The following is a 14747-nucleotide window of genomic DNA, read 5'->3' as shown; positions in this document are numbered from 1 at the left end:
CGCAATGCCCGACCTGCTCCTGAAGGTCGCCCGGCTGGAGGCCGAGGCGAAGGAGGTGCTGCGCCTCGAGCTGGTGGATGCGAACGGTGGCGAGCTGCCGCCGTTCGAGCCCGGCGCCCACCTGGCCGTGCACCTGCCCGGCGGGCTGGTGCGCCACTACTCGCTGTGCGGCGACCCGCGCGACCGGCAGCGCTACGTGCTGGGCATCGGGCGGGCCGCGGCCAGCCGTGGCGGCTCGGCCTGGGTGCACGGCTCGCTGTGCCTGGGCGCCGACCTGCGCTGCAGCACGCCGGCCAACAACTTCCGCCTGGTCGACGCCGGCCGCTACCTGTTCGTCGCCGGCGGCATCGGCATCACGCCGCTGCTGGCGATGGCGCGCTGGTGCGAGGCGCAGGGCAAGGACTGGCGCATGGTCTACGCGGCCCGCAGCCGCCAGCGCCTGGCCTTCTACGAGGAACTGCGCGCCTTCGGCGATCGCGTGCAGTTCCATTGCGACGACGAGGCCGGCGCGCCGCTGCAGGTGGGTCCCATGCTGGCCGGCGTGCAGCCCGGCACCGAGGTCTATTGCTGCGGCCCCGCGCCGCTGATGACCGCGGTGCAGGAGCAGGGCGCCGCCGTGCTGCCCGCCGACGCGCTGCATTTCGAGTGGTTCAATGCGCCGCCCGCCGCCGCAGCCGCCGAAGCGGCGGCTGCGGGCGCGGCCGACGGCTTCTGGATCGACCTGCAGCGCAGCGGCACCAGCTACCACGTGCCGGCCGACCGCAGCATCCTGGAGGTGCTCGAAGAGAACGGGCACGAGATCCCGTTCTCCTGCCGCGAAGGCCTGTGCGGCACCTGCGAGACCGGCGTGTGCGGCGGCGAGCCGGACCACCTGGATTACGTCTACCCGCCATCCCAGCGCGCCGGCCTCAAGACCATGCTGGTGTGCGTGAGCCGCGCCCGCAGCGAGCGGCTCGCGCTCGATCTGTGAGCCTCGTTTCCCTTTCATCGACCCCCTACCAGGAGACAAGAAGCATGACCCTAGACCGCCGCCAGTTCATCCAGGGCTCGGCCGCTGCGCTGGCATTCGGCGCCGCGGCGTTCCCGGCGGCCGCCCAGGCACTCGAGACCACCAAGGTCATCATCGGCTTCGCCCCGGGCGGCACCATCGACCTGGTGGGCCGCCGCGTTGCCGACAAGCTGCAGCCCAGCGTGGCGCGGACCGCCATCGTCGAGAACCGGACCGGCGCCGGCGGCCAGATCGCGGTGCAGGCGGTCAAGCTGGCGGCACCCGACGGCGGCACCGTGCTGCTGACGCCGACTTCGCCGATGAGCCTGCACCTGTACACCTACCGCAAGCTCCCGTACGACCCGGCCGCCGATTTCACGCCGGTGTCCGGCGCCGCCATGTTCGACTACGCGCTGGCGGTCGGCCCCCTGGTGCCGGCCGGCGTGAAGACGCTGCCGGACTTCCTGGCCTGGTGCAAGGCCAACCCGAACGAGGCCAACTTCGGTTCGGCCGGCCAGGGGTCGGCCGCCCACATGATCGGCGGCGGACTGGGCCGCGCGGGCGGCGCGGACCTGCGCCACGTGGCCTTCCGCGGCTCGCAACCGGCGCTGGCCGACATGATCGGCGGACAGATCGCCGCGGTGGTCGGTCCGACCGGCGAGTTCATGTCCAACGTCAGGGCCGGCAAGATCCGGCTGCTGGCCACGAGCGGACCCAAGCGCGGCAAGTTCACGCCCGACGTGCCCACCATGGTCGAGCAGGGCATCAAGGACCTGGCCTACGTCGGCTGGTACGGATTCTTCCTGCCCCCCAAGGCCCCGACCGAAGTGGTGCAGCGCCTGAACGCCGGCATCCGCTCGGCGCTGGCCGCGCCGGAGGTGGTGGAGAGTCTGGCGGCCGCCTACATGGAGCCGATGCCGACCGCGCCCGAGCAGCTGGCCGCCATGCTCAGGACGGAAACCGCGTTCTGGGCCGGCCTGGTGAAGACCGTCGGCTTCTCGCCGGCCTGATCGCGCGGTTCTTGACGCACTTCAAGGCGCGCCCGCGCCGGCTGCGAACAATGCAGCGGCATGGGTGCTCCGATGCGCGGCGGCCTCGGCCGACGTTCCTTCCTGCTGGCGGCCGCCGCAGCGGCGGCGGGGCCGGTTGCGGCCCGCGCACCGGCCATCTACACGCCCCACGACGTGGCCGAGGCGTTCCGCGCCGCCGTGCCGCTGCGGCTGTCGGTGCCGGCGGCCGAGCAGGCGCTGTACGCCTGGCTGGCCGAGTCGCAACTGCAGACCGGCGAGCGCGGCCTCTGGGAACCCCAGTACCTGCTGGTGGTGGACCGCGATCCGCACGTGCAGGCGGCGCTGCTCTACTGGCGCCTGTCCGGCCGCTCCCATGAGCTGCTGGGCGCCGCCCCGGTCTCGACCGGGGGGCCCGCCGGGCCGGGCCACCTGGAGACCCCGCTGGGGGCCTTCGAGCAACAGCTGCGGCCGCCGCCCGAGGGCCCGGGCCCGCGGGTGTTCGACTTCGGCTGGCAGCGCGCCCGCCGGGCTTCGGGGCAGGGCCCGCTGGTGCCCACGCGGCTGCAGGCGCGCCCCGCGCTGGGTGGCGCCCGGCGCACGCTGGGCCGCAACTGCTCCGACGGCTGCGTGCTGCTGCCCACCGGCCTGGCAAACCTGATCGACGAGCTGGGCCTGCTGGACGGCGGCGCGCCGGTCGCGCCCCGCCGGCTGCCTCATGCCGGCCGGCTGATGCTGGTGGTGGATTCCCAGCGCGACCAGCGGCCCGACTGGAGCCCGGCGCCGGCTTGAGCTTCAGGCCGCCCTGCGGCGATTCACCAGCACGATGCCGACTGCCACCGCCGCCAGCGCCAGCACCAGTTGCAGCGTCAGCGGCTCCTTCAGCAGCGCCACCCCGAACACCAGCGCGAACACCGGCGTCAGGAAGGTGAACGAGGACAGCCGGGTGGCCGGGTAGTAGCGCAGCAGCCACATCCAGGCCAGGTAGCTGGCGAACGCGCCGACCGCGGTCTGGGCGGCGATCGAGCCCCAGGCGTAGGCCGAGTACTGCAGGGACCACGGCTCGCCCCAGGCCAGCGACAGCAGCGGGGCCACCACGGCGGTGACCGCCACCTGGTAGAACAGGATCTTCTCGGCCGAGGCGCTGCCCAGGCGCGAGGCGCGGATCACCAGCGTGGTCAGGCCCCACAAGGTGCCGGCGGCCAGCGCCAGCGCGTCGCCGCGCAACTGGGTGGCGGTGGTCCGGCCGGTGAAGCCCTCGCCGAAGGCCACCGCCACCGCCCCGAACGCGATCGCCAGCCCGACCCATTGCACCGCGCCCAGGCGCTCGCTGGGCACGAAGCGCGGGGTCAGCAGCGCCACCACGAAGGGCGAGGTGTAGAGGAACACGGTCAGGCGCGAAGCCGTGGTGTCGCGCAGCCCCAGGTAGATGCAGGCGAATTCGGCGGCGAACAGCACGCCGGCCAGCAGGCCGCCGCGCAGGGTGCCGTCGCGGCCGAACAGCCGGATGCCGCGCAGCAGGCACCAGATCCACAGCATCGCGGTGGCGCCCATGAAGCGCAGCGCGGCCTGCCACAGCGGCGGCACCTCGGGCACCGTGGTCTTGATCAGGATCTGCTGGAAGCCCCAGAACAGGCAACAGGCCAGCAGCAGCGAGACGGACAGGCCGTCGAGGTGTTCTTTTCTCTGCCTCATCGGCGGCAATCGTAGCGGGCAGGCCATGGCGACGGGGGCTGCCCTCGCGAAGGGGGCGGAGGATGGCGGCAGGAGGCGGTCGATGGGCGGCGCGACGGCCCCTTCAAGCCCGCACCGCCATCAGCTTCCCGAGCAGCTGGCGCAGGGCCTTCTTCTCGGTGGCGCCCAGCGCGCGCAACAACCGCTGCTCGTGCACCCGGGCCTCCTCCACCAGCGGCTTGACCAGCCGGCGCCCGGCGGCGGTGGCCGCCACCAGCGTGCGGCGCTGGTCGGCCGGGTCGGTGTGCAGCGCCACCCAGCCCTGCTCGGCCATGCGCTGGACCAGCTTGGTGACGGTGGGCTGCTTGGACAGCACCTCCTGCGCCAGCTGGCTGACGGTGAGCGGGTCGCCGTCGTGCAGCGTGGCCAGCACGCGCCACTCGATGGACGACAGCCCGCGCGCGCGCACCTGCGCCTCGAAGTCCTTGTACAGCGCGTGGTTGGCCTGCCCCAGCAGGTAGCCCAGGTAGCTGTCGACGAAGCGCTCGGCCATGGCTTCTCAGATCGGCAGCTCGGTGTAGAAGCGGCCGCCGTGGAACAGCAGCGGCGCGGCGTCCGGACGCCAGGTGCAGCGCTCGACCTCGCCGACGAAGATCACGTGGTCGCCTTCCTCGTAGCGGCTGCGGTTGTAGCACTCGAAGGTGGCGGCGGCGCCGGCCAGCAGCGGCGCGTCGCCGCAGCCACGCGTGAAATCCACCCCGCTCCAGCGCTCGCCGCCCTTGACCGCGAAGCGCTCGGCGAGCAGCTTCTGGTCGGCGGCCAGGATGTTGATGGCGTAGTGCGAGCCGGTGCTGAAGGCCGCCAGCGAGGCGGCCGCGCGCGACAGGCTCCACAGCACCAGCGGCGGCTCCAGCGACACCGAGTTGAAGGAGTTGGCGGTCAGCCCGATGGGCTTGCCTTCGGCCGTCATGGCCGTGACGATGGTGACGCCCGTGGCGAACATGCCCAGCGCGTTGCGGAATTCCTTGGCCGAGAACGTCGGGGTCCGGGCCTTGCGGGGCGGGCTCATCAGCACGGTTTGCATGAATTTTCATGTAGTATGGACCAAGACACCCGACCCATGTTGCAGGAAAGAATCGAACCGGCCTGGCTGGATGCCTTCGAGGGGGTGCTGCGCCGCTGCGCCGTCCAGCCCGGCGACACCGTCGCCGTGCTCAGCGAGAGCCAGAGCCGCCCCGTCCTGGTGGAACTGGCCCGGCTCGCGGCGGCCCGGCTGGGGGCCCGTGTGTTCGGCCTCGTCATGCCCACCGTCCTTGCCCGCGGCATCCCGCCGGCCCGCTCCACCGGCGCCTCCGACGCGCTGCAGAACTTGGCCCCGGTGGTGGCAGCGCTGGCCGGCAGCACGCTGGTGGTCGACTGCACGGTCGAGGGCCTGATGCACGCGCCGGAGCTGCCCGCCATCCTGCGCGGCGGCGCGCGCGTGCTGTACGTGAGCAACGAACACCCGGAGGCGCTGGCGCGGCTGGCTGCCGCCGACGATGGCTCGCTCGAGCGGCTGGTCAAGGAGCACGTCAGGCGCCTGCGGTCGGCCCGCCAGATGCGCGTGAGCTCCGAAGCCGGCACCGAGCTGGCGATCTCGCTGAAGGACGCCGTGACCGGCGGCAACTGGGGCTACACCACCCGCGCCGGCACCATGACGCACTGGCCGGGCGGGCTGGCGCTGGCCTTCCCCGCGGCGGGCAGCGTCAATGGCCGGCTGGTGCTGGCGCCCGGCGACGTCAACCTCACCTTCAAGCGCTACCTGGAGCAACCGGTCGCGCTGGTCATCGAGTCCGATTACGTCACGCGCATCGAGGGCAGCGGGGTCGATGCCGACCTGATGCGCAGCTACATCGCGGCCTGGGGCGATCGCGAGGCCTATGCCGTCAGCCACGTCGGCTACGGCCTGAACGCCGCCGCGCGCTGGGACAGCATGGCGCTGTACGACAAGCGCGATTTCAACGGCACCGAGCTGCGCGCGTTCGCCGGCAATTTCCTGTACAGCACCGGCGCCAACGAAGTGGCCGGACGCCACACCCTGGGGCACTTCGACCTGCCGCTGCGCCACTGCACGGTCACGCTCGACGGCACGCCGGTGGTCGAGCAGGGGCGCCTGCTGCCGTGAGCGTGCTGCCCACCTTCACCACGCTGGGGTCCGGCCCCACGGTGCTGATGCTGCACGGCATCGGCGGCGGCCACCTGGCGTTCGCGCCCCAGGTGGAGAGCTTCGCCTCCTCGGGCTACCGCGCGGTGGCCTGGGACATGCCCGGCTACGGCCACAGCGCGCCGATCGAGCCCTACACCTTCAAGGGCCTGGCCGAAAGCTGCCTCGCGCTGATCGAAGCCCTCGGGTGCGAGCACGTGGTGCTGGTGGGGCACAGCATGGGCGGCATGGTGGCGCAGGAGGTGGTGGCGCGCCGGCCCGAGCGGGTCAGCCGGCTGGTGCTGTGCGGCACCTCGCCGGCCTTCGGCAAGCCCGATGGCGAATGGCAGCAGGCCTTCGTGGCCGAGCGCACCGCGCCGCTGCAGGCCGGCAAGACCATGGCCGAACTGGCCGAGGTGCTGGTGCCGCAGATGATCGGGCCGGGGGCGCTGGCGGAAGGCGTGCGGCTGGCGCAGCACTGCATGGGGCTGGTCAATCCCTCGACCTACCGGCGCGCGCTGGAAGCGCTGGTCACCTTCGACCGCCGCGCCAACCTGCCCCACATCCACGTGCCCACGCTGCTGCTGGCCGGCGAGCACGACCGCAACGCCCCGCCGGCCGTGATGAAGAAGATGGCGCAGGCGATTGCCGGCAGCACCTTCCTCGAGATGGCCGGCGTCGGCCACCTGCAGAACCTGGAGGCGCCGGAAGCCTTCGATGCCGCGGTGCTGAATTTCCTGGCCCTGCCGGGGCAGCTGCTGCACTAGCCGCGGCGGACGGCCGCAAAAGGAGACGAAGAACCCATGGACGCGATGACCTCGCTGGGCTTCACGCCCGCCGTCGGCGACACCGACCTGACCGCGCAGCAGCGCTCGCTGCTGTCGCTGGCGCACGAACTGGGCCAGAAGCGGTTCGCGCCGCGCGCAGCCGAGTGGGACGAGCAGGCCAGCTTCCCGTTCGCCAACTACGAGGACCTGCGCGAGGCCGGCCTGCTGGCGATGTGCGTGCCCTCGGCCTACGGCGGCGGGGGCGCCGACTACGCCACCTACATGATGGTGGCCGCCGAGATCGGGCGCTTCTGCGGCGCCACCGCGCTGACCTGGAACATGCACATCTGCTCGACGATGTGGACCGGCGTGCTGGCCGACGGCATTCCCATGACCGACGCGCAGCGCCAGGAGCATGGGAAGCGGCGCGAATTGCACTTCCGCCGCGTGGTGCGCGACGGCGCGATCTACGCCCAGCCTTTCTCCGAAGGCAGCGCCGCCGCCGCCGGCCGCGCCCCGTTCGGCACCACCGCACGCAAGGTCGAGGGGGGATGGCTGGTCAACGGACGCAAGATCTTCGCCTCGCTGTCGGGCGCCGCCGACTACTACGGCGTGCTGTGCACCGAGGACCAGGAGGGCGTCAAGCCCGACCCCCGGGACACGCTGTACCTGGCCGTGCCGGCCACCAGCGAGGGTTTCGCGATCAGCGGCGACTGGAACCCGCTGGGCATGCGCGGCACCGTCAGCCGCAACCTGACCTTCCAGGACGTGTTCGTGCCCGACGAGGCGCAGCTGATGCCGCGCGGCGTCTACTTCAAGGGCGCGCAGACCTGGCCGGCCATGTTCTTCACGCTGGCGCCCACCTACCTGGGGCTGGCCAATGCGGCGTACGACTTCACCGTGCAGTACCTGCGCGGCGAGGTGCCGGGCGAGCCGCCGGTCAGGCGCCGCATGTACCCGACCAAGCAGGTGGCGGTGGCGCAGATGCGCATCCAGCTGGAGAACCTCAAGAGCGTCTTCCTGCGCGCCATCCGGGAGGCCCGGCCCAACCCGTCGAAGGACGAGCGCATGCGCCTGTACGCGGCCCAGTACACGGTGATGGAAGGCGCCAACGACCTGGCGCGCCTGGCCATCCGCACCTGCGGCGGCCAGAGCATGATGAAGCACCTGCCGATCGAGCGCATCTACCGCGACAGCCGCTGCGGCTCGCTGATGCTGCCGTGGACGGCCGAGCTGGTGCTCGATCGCATGGGGCGGGAAACCCTGTACGAGCCCGGCGAGAAGGATGAGTAGGGCGCAAGGCCGCCCGGTGCTCGGCCCTGCCTTGCGGGGTGCCCGCCGGGCCGCCCCGGCCGCGGCGCCGCGCTGAAGCCGCGGCGCGCGGGCGGCACAATGGGCCGCATCCACGCGAGGAGCCCATGAGCGAATCCGATCCCCCTGGCATCGCCGCCCGCTTCGGCAGCGGACGCGCGGTGCCGCGCATCGAAGACGAGGGCCTGCTGCAAGGCAAGGGCCGCTTCACCGACGACCTGCAGCCCGAGGGCCTGCTGCACGCGGTCTTCGTCCGCTCGCCCCATCCGCATGCGCGCATCGTGTCGGTGGACACGGCGGCGGCCGCCGCCATGCCGGGGGTCGCGCTGGTGGCCAGCGGCGCCGACCTGCAGCAGGACGGCGTGAAGACGCTGCCCGTCAACGCCGGGTTCAAGCGCGCCGGCGGCGCGCCCGGTGCCTCGCCGCTGCGCCCGGTGCTCGCCTTCGACCGCGTGCGCTTCGCCGGCGAGGCGGTGGCGGTCGTGGTCGCCGGCACGCTGCAGCAGGCGCGCGACGCCGCCGAGGCCGTGGGCGTGGAATACGAAGATCTGCCGTCCGTGGTCGAGGTGCGCCAGGCCGTCGAGGGTGGCCGCGTGGCCTTGTGCGAGGAGGCGCCCGACAACGTCGCCGCCGAGACCCGCTACGGCGATGCCGCCGCGACCGAGGCAGCATTCGCGCGGGCGGCCCACCGGGTCAGGCTCGACCTGGCCAACCAGCGCGTGGCGGCGCTGGCGCTGGAGCCGCGCACGGTGCTGGCCTGGCAGGCCGACGACGGCCGGCTGACCCTGCGCATGAGCACCCAGATGCCCTCGGGCGTGCGCAACTCGATCTGCGATGCCATCGGCCTGCCGCGCGAGCAGGTGCGGGTGACCGTGGGCGACGTCGGCGGCGGCTTCGGCATGAAGACCGGCGCCTATCCGGAGGACATCGCGCTGGCCTGGTGCGCCCGGCGGCTGGCGAAGCCGGTCAAGTGGGCGGCCGAGCGCAGCGAGGAATTCCTGTCCTCGCACCATGGCCGCGACCTGCGCACCGAGGCCGAGCTGGCGCTGGCCGCCGACGGCCGCATCCTCGCGCTGCGGCTGCGCTCGCTGGCCAACGTCGGCGCCTATGCCACCGGCACCGGGTTGGCGATCCAGCTGCTGATCGGCCCCTGGGTGCAGACCAGCGTTTACGACATCCCGGTCGTCGACTTCCATTTCCGGGCGGTGATGACCAACACCGCGCCGACCGGCGCCTACCGCGGCGCCGGCCGGCCGGAAGCCATCTACATCATGGAGCGGCTGATGGACGAGGCCGCGCGGCAGACCGGCATCGACCGCATCGCACTGCGCCGGCGCAACTTCATCCGGCCCGAACAGATGCCCTACACCAACCCGATGGGGCAGACCTACGACGTCGGCCGCTTCGAGCACGTGATGGACCAGGCGCTGGCGCAGGCAGACTGGGCCGGCTTCGAAGCGCGCCGGGCGCACAGCCATGCCCGCGGCAAACTGCGCGGCCTGGGCATCGCCACCTTCCTCGAATGGACCGGCGGCAACGCACTGGAGGAGCGCGTCACCGTCACCGTGCTGCCGGACGGCGTGATCGAGGTCTTCTCGGCGGTCAACGCGATGGGCCAGGGCATCGCCACCACGCTGGCGCAGCTGGTGGTCGACGTGTTCGGCGTCGCCATCGAGCAGGTGCGGGTGGTGCTGGGCGACACCGACCGCGGCGACGGCTTCGGCAGCGCCGGCTCGCGCTCGCTGTTCACTGGCGGCTCGGCGCTGCGCGAAGGCGCGCAGAAGACGCTCGACGAGGCGCGCCGCCTGGCGGCGCAGGCGCTGGAGGCGAGCGCACAGGACCTGGACTACCGCGCCGGCCGTTTCAGCGTGCGCGGCACCGACCTGTCGATCGACCTGGCCGCGCTGGCCGGCCGCCAGCCGCAGCAGCGCATCCACCTGGAAAGCACGACCGCCGTGGCCGGCCCCAGCTGGCCCAACGCCTGCCACATCAGCGAGGTGGAGCTGGACCCTGCCACCGGGCAGCTGCAGGTGGTGGCCTACAGCAGCGTCAACGACGTCGGCCGCGTGGTCAACCCGACCATCGTGCGCGGCCAGCTCGATGGCGGCGCGGTGCAGGGGCTGGGCCAGGCGCTGCTGGAGCAGATGGTCTACGACGACGGCAGCGGCCAGCCGATCACCGGCAGCCTGATGGACTACGCCGCGCCGCGCGCCGACCTGCTGGCCGGCGAGTTCGTCACCCGCATGGACGAGAGCACGCCCTGCACCAACAACCCGATGGGCGTGAAGGGCGTCGGCGAGCTCGGCACCATCGGCGCGACGCCGTGCGCGGTCAATGCGGTGGCCGATGCGCTGGCGAGCGGCGGCTACGCGGAGCTGGCCGCCAGGCTGCAGATGCCGCTGACGCCGGGACGGCTGTGGGAGCTGATGACGCCCCCGGCCTGAGGCGGGGCGGGCGCGTTCACCGCGGCGGCGGCAGGTCTTCGCCCAGCATCCGTCGCCACAGCCAGCGCAATCCGGCGCCCACGTCCCCGCGCGCCCCCTCGTTGCTTGCCACGACCGGCTCCCAGCGCCCGCCCGCGCGCCGCGCCACCTGGAAGTCGAAGGAATAGTGCGGCTCCTGGCCCATGCGCAGGTCGGTGATGTAGGCGTGCCCGCCCTGCCGGTGCACCTTGTAGAGGCCGTGGGTGAACCACTGCATGCGCTGCACCGGCCACAGCGACTGCAGCTCGCGCGCCAGCGCGCGGTCGCGCGGGAAGCGCTCGAAGCGCAGGGTCCGGCCGTCGTCCAGCACCGAGTAGAAGCCTTCCTCGTAGCCGTCCTCGCGCATGGCCACGACGCGCCACAGCAGGGTGTTGAAGGCGGTCGGCGTCACCAGCAGGCGCTGCGCCGGCCGCCCCGCGGCAGCCAGCGTGTCCTCGGCCACCGCGCGCACGTGCGCCTGCGCGGCCATGCTCCAGGCCAGGTAGGCGCTGGACAGCGCCAGTGCCCCGGCATTCCAGCGCAGCCCCCCATGGTCGCGCCCGCGCGCCACGGCGATCGCCAGACCGGCCAGCAGGGGCAGCGTGTACAGCGGGTCGATGATGAAGATGCTGCCGACGCCGAACGGGTGGTCGGTGAAGGGCAGCAGCAACTGCGTGCCGTAGACCGTCAGCGTGTCCAGCAGCGGATGGGTGACGAGGGCCAGCCACAGCGCCAGCCACCAGCGCCGGAACCGGTCGGCCTCGCCGGCGGCGCGGCTGGCGATCGCCGCCAGCGCCGGCGATGCCAGCGTCAGCCAGAACAGGCTGTGGCTCTCGGCGCGGTGGTAAGTCATGTTGGCCACCGCGTTGCCATGGTCGATGAAGGCGTCCAGGTCGGGCAGGGTACCGGCGATGCCGCCCCACAGCGCTGCCTTCCACACGGCCGTGCGCCGACCCATGGCGGCCACGCTGACCGCCGCGCCCAAACCGAACTGGGTGATCGAATCCATGGGGCATTCTGGAGGAAGTCGCTGCGCGAGTTCCTTGAGGCTCCAGCATGGGTGAGAAGGCCCGGCCAAGCCGGCTCCTTCTCAGAGGAGCCGTGCTGCATGTTGTTCTGCACGGTCCGGCCCGGAGGGCAGCTCCGCTGCCCTCCTCTCGTCGAGCGCCTACGCGGCGCGCGGGCGCAGTTCCGCGCGCGGGGCGTCGAAACCGAGGAAGCCGAACGCCAGGTCCGGCCGCTCGCCGTCGATCAGGGCCGCCATCGCCTTGCCGGAGCCGGCGCCATGGGTCCAGCCCAGCGTGCCGTGGCCGGCGTTCACCCACAGGCGGCCGACGCGGGTGCGGCCGATGAACGGGATGTTGGTCGGCGTGGCCGGGCGCAGGCCGGCCCAGTAGCGCGGGTTGCCGCCGCCGGCTTCGCTGCGCGTGTCGCAGGCGCCGGGAAACACTTCTTCGATGCGGCGCGCCAGCATCTCGCAGCGCGCCTGCGCCACCGGCGTGTCGAGCCGGGTGTCCCAGCCGCCCACCTCGATGGTGCCGGCCACGCGCAGCTCGTCGCCCAGCCGCGAAACGGCGCACTTGACCGAGTCGTCCAGCAGGCTCACCGTGGGCGCCCGCTTCGCGTCGAGGATGCGGAAGGTGGCGCTGTAGCCCTTGCCCGGGTAGATCGGCAGGTCCACGCCGACCGAGCGCAGCAGCGGCGCCGAGTAGGAGCCGCAGGCCACCACCACGGCGTCGGCCTGCAGCCGGCGCGTGATGCCGGTGCCGCGGTCGCGCACGCGCACCGCCTCGATCGCGCCGCCGGCCTGCTCCAGCCGGGTGATGTCGTGGCCGAACAGGAAGCGGGCGCCGCGCGCTTCGCAGCGGGCCGCCAGCTGCTCGGTGAACACGCGCGCGTCGCCGCTCTCGTCGCTGACGGTGAAGGTGCCGCCCACGATGCGGCCGGCAAAGGCGCCGAAGGCCGGCTCGATGGCCAGCAGCTCGTCGCGCCCGACCACGCGGCGGGCGACCCCGAACGACTGCATCAAGCGCGCCGCCTCGTCGGCCTCGGCAAATGCGTTGTCGTCGGTGTAGAAGTGCGCGATGCCGCGCTGCAGCCGCTGGTACTCGATGCCGGTGGCCCGCACCAGGTCCTTCAGGGCGGCGTGGCTGTAGCGGCCCAGCGCCACCAGCTGGCCGACGTTGCGCTCGAAGGCGGCGTCGTTGCACTGGGCCAGGAACTGCAGGCCCCAGCGCCACTGCTGCCAGTCCCACTGCGGGCGGAACAGCAGCGGCGCGTCCTTGCGCAGCAGCCACTTGAGCAGCTTGGCCGGCGCCTGCCGGTTGGCCCAGGGCTCGCAGTAGCTGACCGAGATCTGCGCCGCGTTGGCGAAGCTGGTCTCGCGCGCGGCCGCATCCTGCCGGTCGACCACGGTGACATCGTGGCCGCGCTCGAGCAGGTGCCAGGCGGTGCTGGCGCCGATGATGCCGGCGCCGAGGACGAGGACGTTCATGCGGCCAGTGTCGGCCCGATTGCGGCAAACATGAAGCAAAGTTAAGCTGAAAGCCAGTCCATCAGCCCTCCTTATATGAGCACCTTCGATCCCGCCGCCCTGGAGTGCCTGGCCGCCATCGTCGAGGAGGGCGGCTTCGAGCGGGCCGCGCGCCGGCTGTCGATCACCCAGTCGGCGGTGTCGCAGCGCCTGCGGGCGCTGGAGGCGCAGGTCGGCACGGTGCTGATCGTGCGCAGCCGGCCGCTGCGGCCCACCGCCGCCGGCCAGCTGCTGCTCAAGCACACCCGGCAGCTGCGGCTGCTGCGCGCCGACCTCGAGCGCGACCTGGGCGAGCTGGCGCCCAGCATGGCCGGGGGCAACCACGAGGAGGAGCGCATCTCGATCGCGATCAATGCCGACAGCATCGCCACCTGGGCGCTGCCGGCGCTGGGCGGGCTGGCGCGCCAGGGCCTGCCGCTGGAGGTGATCACCGACGACCAGGACTTCACCCATGAATGGCTGCGCGAGGGCCAGGTGCTGGGCTGCGTCACCACGCTGAAGCAGGCGCTGCGCGGCTGCCGGGTGGCCGCGCTGGGCGCGATGGACTACATGGCGGTGGCCACGCCCGGCTGGCTGCAGGCGCAGTGCCCGCGCGGGCTGACGCCGCACAACTTCCGCGAGCTGCCCTTCATCGCGTTCAACCGCAAGGACGACATGCAGGCCGAGTTCGTGGCGCGCGCGTTCGGCCTGCGCCGGGTCCGGCTGCGGCAGGTGTTCGTGCCCAGCTCGGAAGGCCAGGTGCGGGCGGTGCTGGCCGGCTGGGGCGTCAGCGTGGTGCCGGAGCTGCTGGTGCGCGGCCTGCTGCAGCAGGGCCAGCTCGTCGATGCCCTGCCCGGCCAGCGGCTGCCCATCCAGCTTTATTGGCACTGCTGGAACCTGCAGTCGGAAGTGCTGGATGCGCTGACGGCGGCCCTGCGCGGCACGGCCGGGCAGGCGCTCGGACAACCCTGACGCTCAGGGCGCCGGCACCTCCAGCACCAGCTGGGGCCGGAAGCCGTCCTGTTCGCCCTTGCGCGCGTAGCCCAGCGGATTGGCGACCACCCGGCACGGCCCCACCTGGTAATCCTGCGGGCAATGCAGGTGGCCATGCACCCACAGCCGGGCCAGCGGCAGCAGCTCGTCGAGCGCGTTGCAGAAGCCCGCCGTGCCCGGCGTGATGCCGTAGCGCGGGTCGGCACTGCGCAGCGAGGGGGCGAAATGGGTGACCGCCACGGTCGGGCCCGGATACGGCCGGGCCAAGGCTTGGCGCAGCCATTGCTGGCATTCCAGCCCCAGTTCGCGCCAGCCTTCGGCCCGCAGCGGCTCGCCGCGGCGGTGCGCCGCCGCCTTGGCCAGGTAGAAGTCGGCGGCACGGAAGGCCTTGTGGCGCTGCCTCAGCGCACCGGCGGTGTCCGCTGCCTGCCTCGCCAGCGCGTCGAAGTCGCTCCACAGGGTGGTGCCGACGAAGCGCACCCCGCCGAGCACCCGCACCTCGCGTTCCAGCCAGGTGATGCCCAGCCGCTCGCAGGTCTCGCGCAGGCGGGCGTGGGTTTCGTCGAAGTCCAGGTTGTCGTACTCGTGGTTGCCCGGCACGAACAGCACCGGCACCGGCCAGCCGTGGCGCGGCGAGTAGCGCTCCAGCCCGAAATCGGTGCCCGCCAGCGCGCTGCCGGGCTGGTAGGAGCCGATGTCGCCGGCCAGCACCAGGGCGTCGGCGCCCGGCGCGGGGGTGAGCAGGGCCTGCGGCTGGGTTTCCAGGTGCAGGTCGGAGGCAAGCTGGAATTTCACGCCCGGGATTGTGGCCGCCGGAGCCTGGCCCGCCGGCCCGGGCCTGCCGGCGGCGC

14 protein-coding genes are annotated in these 14747 nt (G+C 72.7%); 8 read left to right on the top strand and 6 right to left on the bottom strand.

Annotation, left to right across the window (positions count from 1 at the left end; genetic code table 11):
* Positions 1-4 precede the first annotated feature (4 nt).
* Genes V6M57_RS07145 through V6M57_RS07135 form a run of 3 tightly spaced genes read left to right on the top strand, consistent with a single transcriptional unit; the run spans position 5 to position 2787 of the window.
* Entirely contained in the window at positions 5-970 is a 966-nt protein-coding gene (locus tag V6M57_RS07145; RefSeq protein WP_332814299.1) for a PDR/VanB family oxidoreductase, read from the top strand.
* Positions 971-1014: 44 nt separating this feature from the next.
* Positions 1015-1998 carry a Bug family tripartite tricarboxylate transporter substrate binding protein gene (locus V6M57_RS07140; protein ID WP_332814298.1) on the top strand — a complete coding sequence of 328 codons (984 nt, stop codon included), beginning with the start codon at positions 1015-1017 and terminating at the stop codon, positions 1996-1998.
* A gap of 60 nt (positions 1999-2058) precedes the next feature.
* Complete coding sequence (locus V6M57_RS07135; RefSeq protein ID WP_332814297.1) at positions 2059-2787, top strand: hypothetical protein; 729 nt, start codon at positions 2059-2061, stop codon at positions 2785-2787.
* A gap of 3 nt (positions 2788-2790) precedes the next feature.
* Here the strand turns inward: V6M57_RS07135 and V6M57_RS07130 are convergent, their stop codons facing one another.
* The 3 genes from V6M57_RS07130 to V6M57_RS07120 form a co-directional block, all read right to left on the bottom strand.
* Entirely contained in the window at positions 2791-3690 is a 900-nt protein-coding gene (locus V6M57_RS07130) for a DMT family transporter (RefSeq protein WP_332814296.1), read from the bottom strand.
* 103 nt (positions 3691-3793) lie between these two features.
* Positions 3794-4222, bottom strand: coding sequence for a MarR family winged helix-turn-helix transcriptional regulator (locus V6M57_RS07125; protein WP_332814295.1), 429 nt, complete (start codon positions 4220-4222; stop codon positions 3794-3796).
* A gap of 6 nt (positions 4223-4228) precedes the next feature.
* Positions 4229-4753, bottom strand: a complete 525-nt coding sequence (locus V6M57_RS07120; protein ID WP_442968790.1) for a flavin reductase family protein — start codon at positions 4751-4753, stop codon at positions 4229-4231.
* A 36-nt stretch (positions 4754-4789) separates the two neighbouring features.
* Between V6M57_RS07120 and V6M57_RS07115 the strand changes: the two genes are divergently transcribed.
* The 4 genes from V6M57_RS07115 to V6M57_RS07100 all read left to right on the top strand — a co-directional run bounded on the left by V6M57_RS07115 (position 4790) and on the right by V6M57_RS07100 (position 10373).
* Complete coding sequence (locus V6M57_RS07115; RefSeq protein ID WP_332814294.1) at positions 4790-5833, top strand: peptidase M29; 1044 nt, start codon at positions 4790-4792, stop codon at positions 5831-5833.
* Entirely contained in the window at positions 5830-6618 is a 789-nt protein-coding gene (locus V6M57_RS07110) for an alpha/beta fold hydrolase (RefSeq protein ID WP_332814293.1), read from the top strand. The genes V6M57_RS07115 and V6M57_RS07110 overlap by 4 nt, the downstream gene beginning before the upstream one ends.
* A 36-nt stretch (positions 6619-6654) precedes the next feature.
* Entirely contained in the window at positions 6655-7911 is a 1257-nt protein-coding gene (locus tag V6M57_RS07105) for an acyl-CoA dehydrogenase family protein (RefSeq protein WP_442968789.1), read from the top strand.
* A 125-nt stretch (positions 7912-8036) separates the two neighbouring features.
* Positions 8037-10373, top strand: coding sequence for a xanthine dehydrogenase family protein molybdopterin-binding subunit (locus V6M57_RS07100; RefSeq protein ID WP_332814292.1), 2337 nt, complete (start codon positions 8037-8039; stop codon positions 10371-10373).
* Positions 10374-10389: 16 nt separating this feature from the next.
* Here V6M57_RS07100 and V6M57_RS07095 read toward each other — a convergent pair whose 3' ends face one another.
* Both V6M57_RS07095 and V6M57_RS07090 read right to left on the bottom strand, forming a co-directional pair.
* On the bottom strand, positions 10390-11400 hold the full coding sequence (locus V6M57_RS07095; RefSeq protein ID WP_332814291.1) for a metal-dependent hydrolase: 1011 nt from the start codon (positions 11398-11400) through the stop codon (positions 10390-10392).
* 159 nt (positions 11401-11559) lie between these two features.
* A complete protein-coding gene (locus V6M57_RS07090; protein WP_332814290.1) occupies positions 11560-12885 on the bottom strand; it encodes a D-amino acid dehydrogenase in 1326 nt (441 codons plus the stop codon).
* Positions 12886-12960: 75 nt separating this feature from the next.
* On the opposite strand from V6M57_RS07090, the gene V6M57_RS07085 reads away from it, so the two are divergent.
* A complete protein-coding gene (locus V6M57_RS07085; protein ID WP_332814289.1) occupies positions 12961-13875 on the top strand; it encodes a LysR family transcriptional regulator ArgP in 915 nt (304 codons plus the stop codon).
* 3 nt (positions 13876-13878) lie between these two features.
* Here V6M57_RS07085 and V6M57_RS07080 read toward each other — a convergent pair whose 3' ends face one another.
* The gene (locus tag V6M57_RS07080) at positions 13879-14691 is read right to left on the bottom strand and encodes a metallophosphoesterase (RefSeq protein ID WP_332814288.1); all 813 of its coding nucleotides are present in this window, start codon (positions 14689-14691) and stop codon (positions 13879-13881) included.
* Between the last annotated feature and the right edge of the window lie 56 nt (positions 14692-14747).

It is taken from the genome of Ramlibacter sp. (assembly GCF_036676645.1).
In the GTDB taxonomy this organism is placed as follows: domain Bacteria; phylum Pseudomonadota; class Gammaproteobacteria; order Burkholderiales; family Burkholderiaceae_C; genus Ramlibacter.
This window is presented reverse-complemented; position numbering and strand designations above follow the sequence as displayed.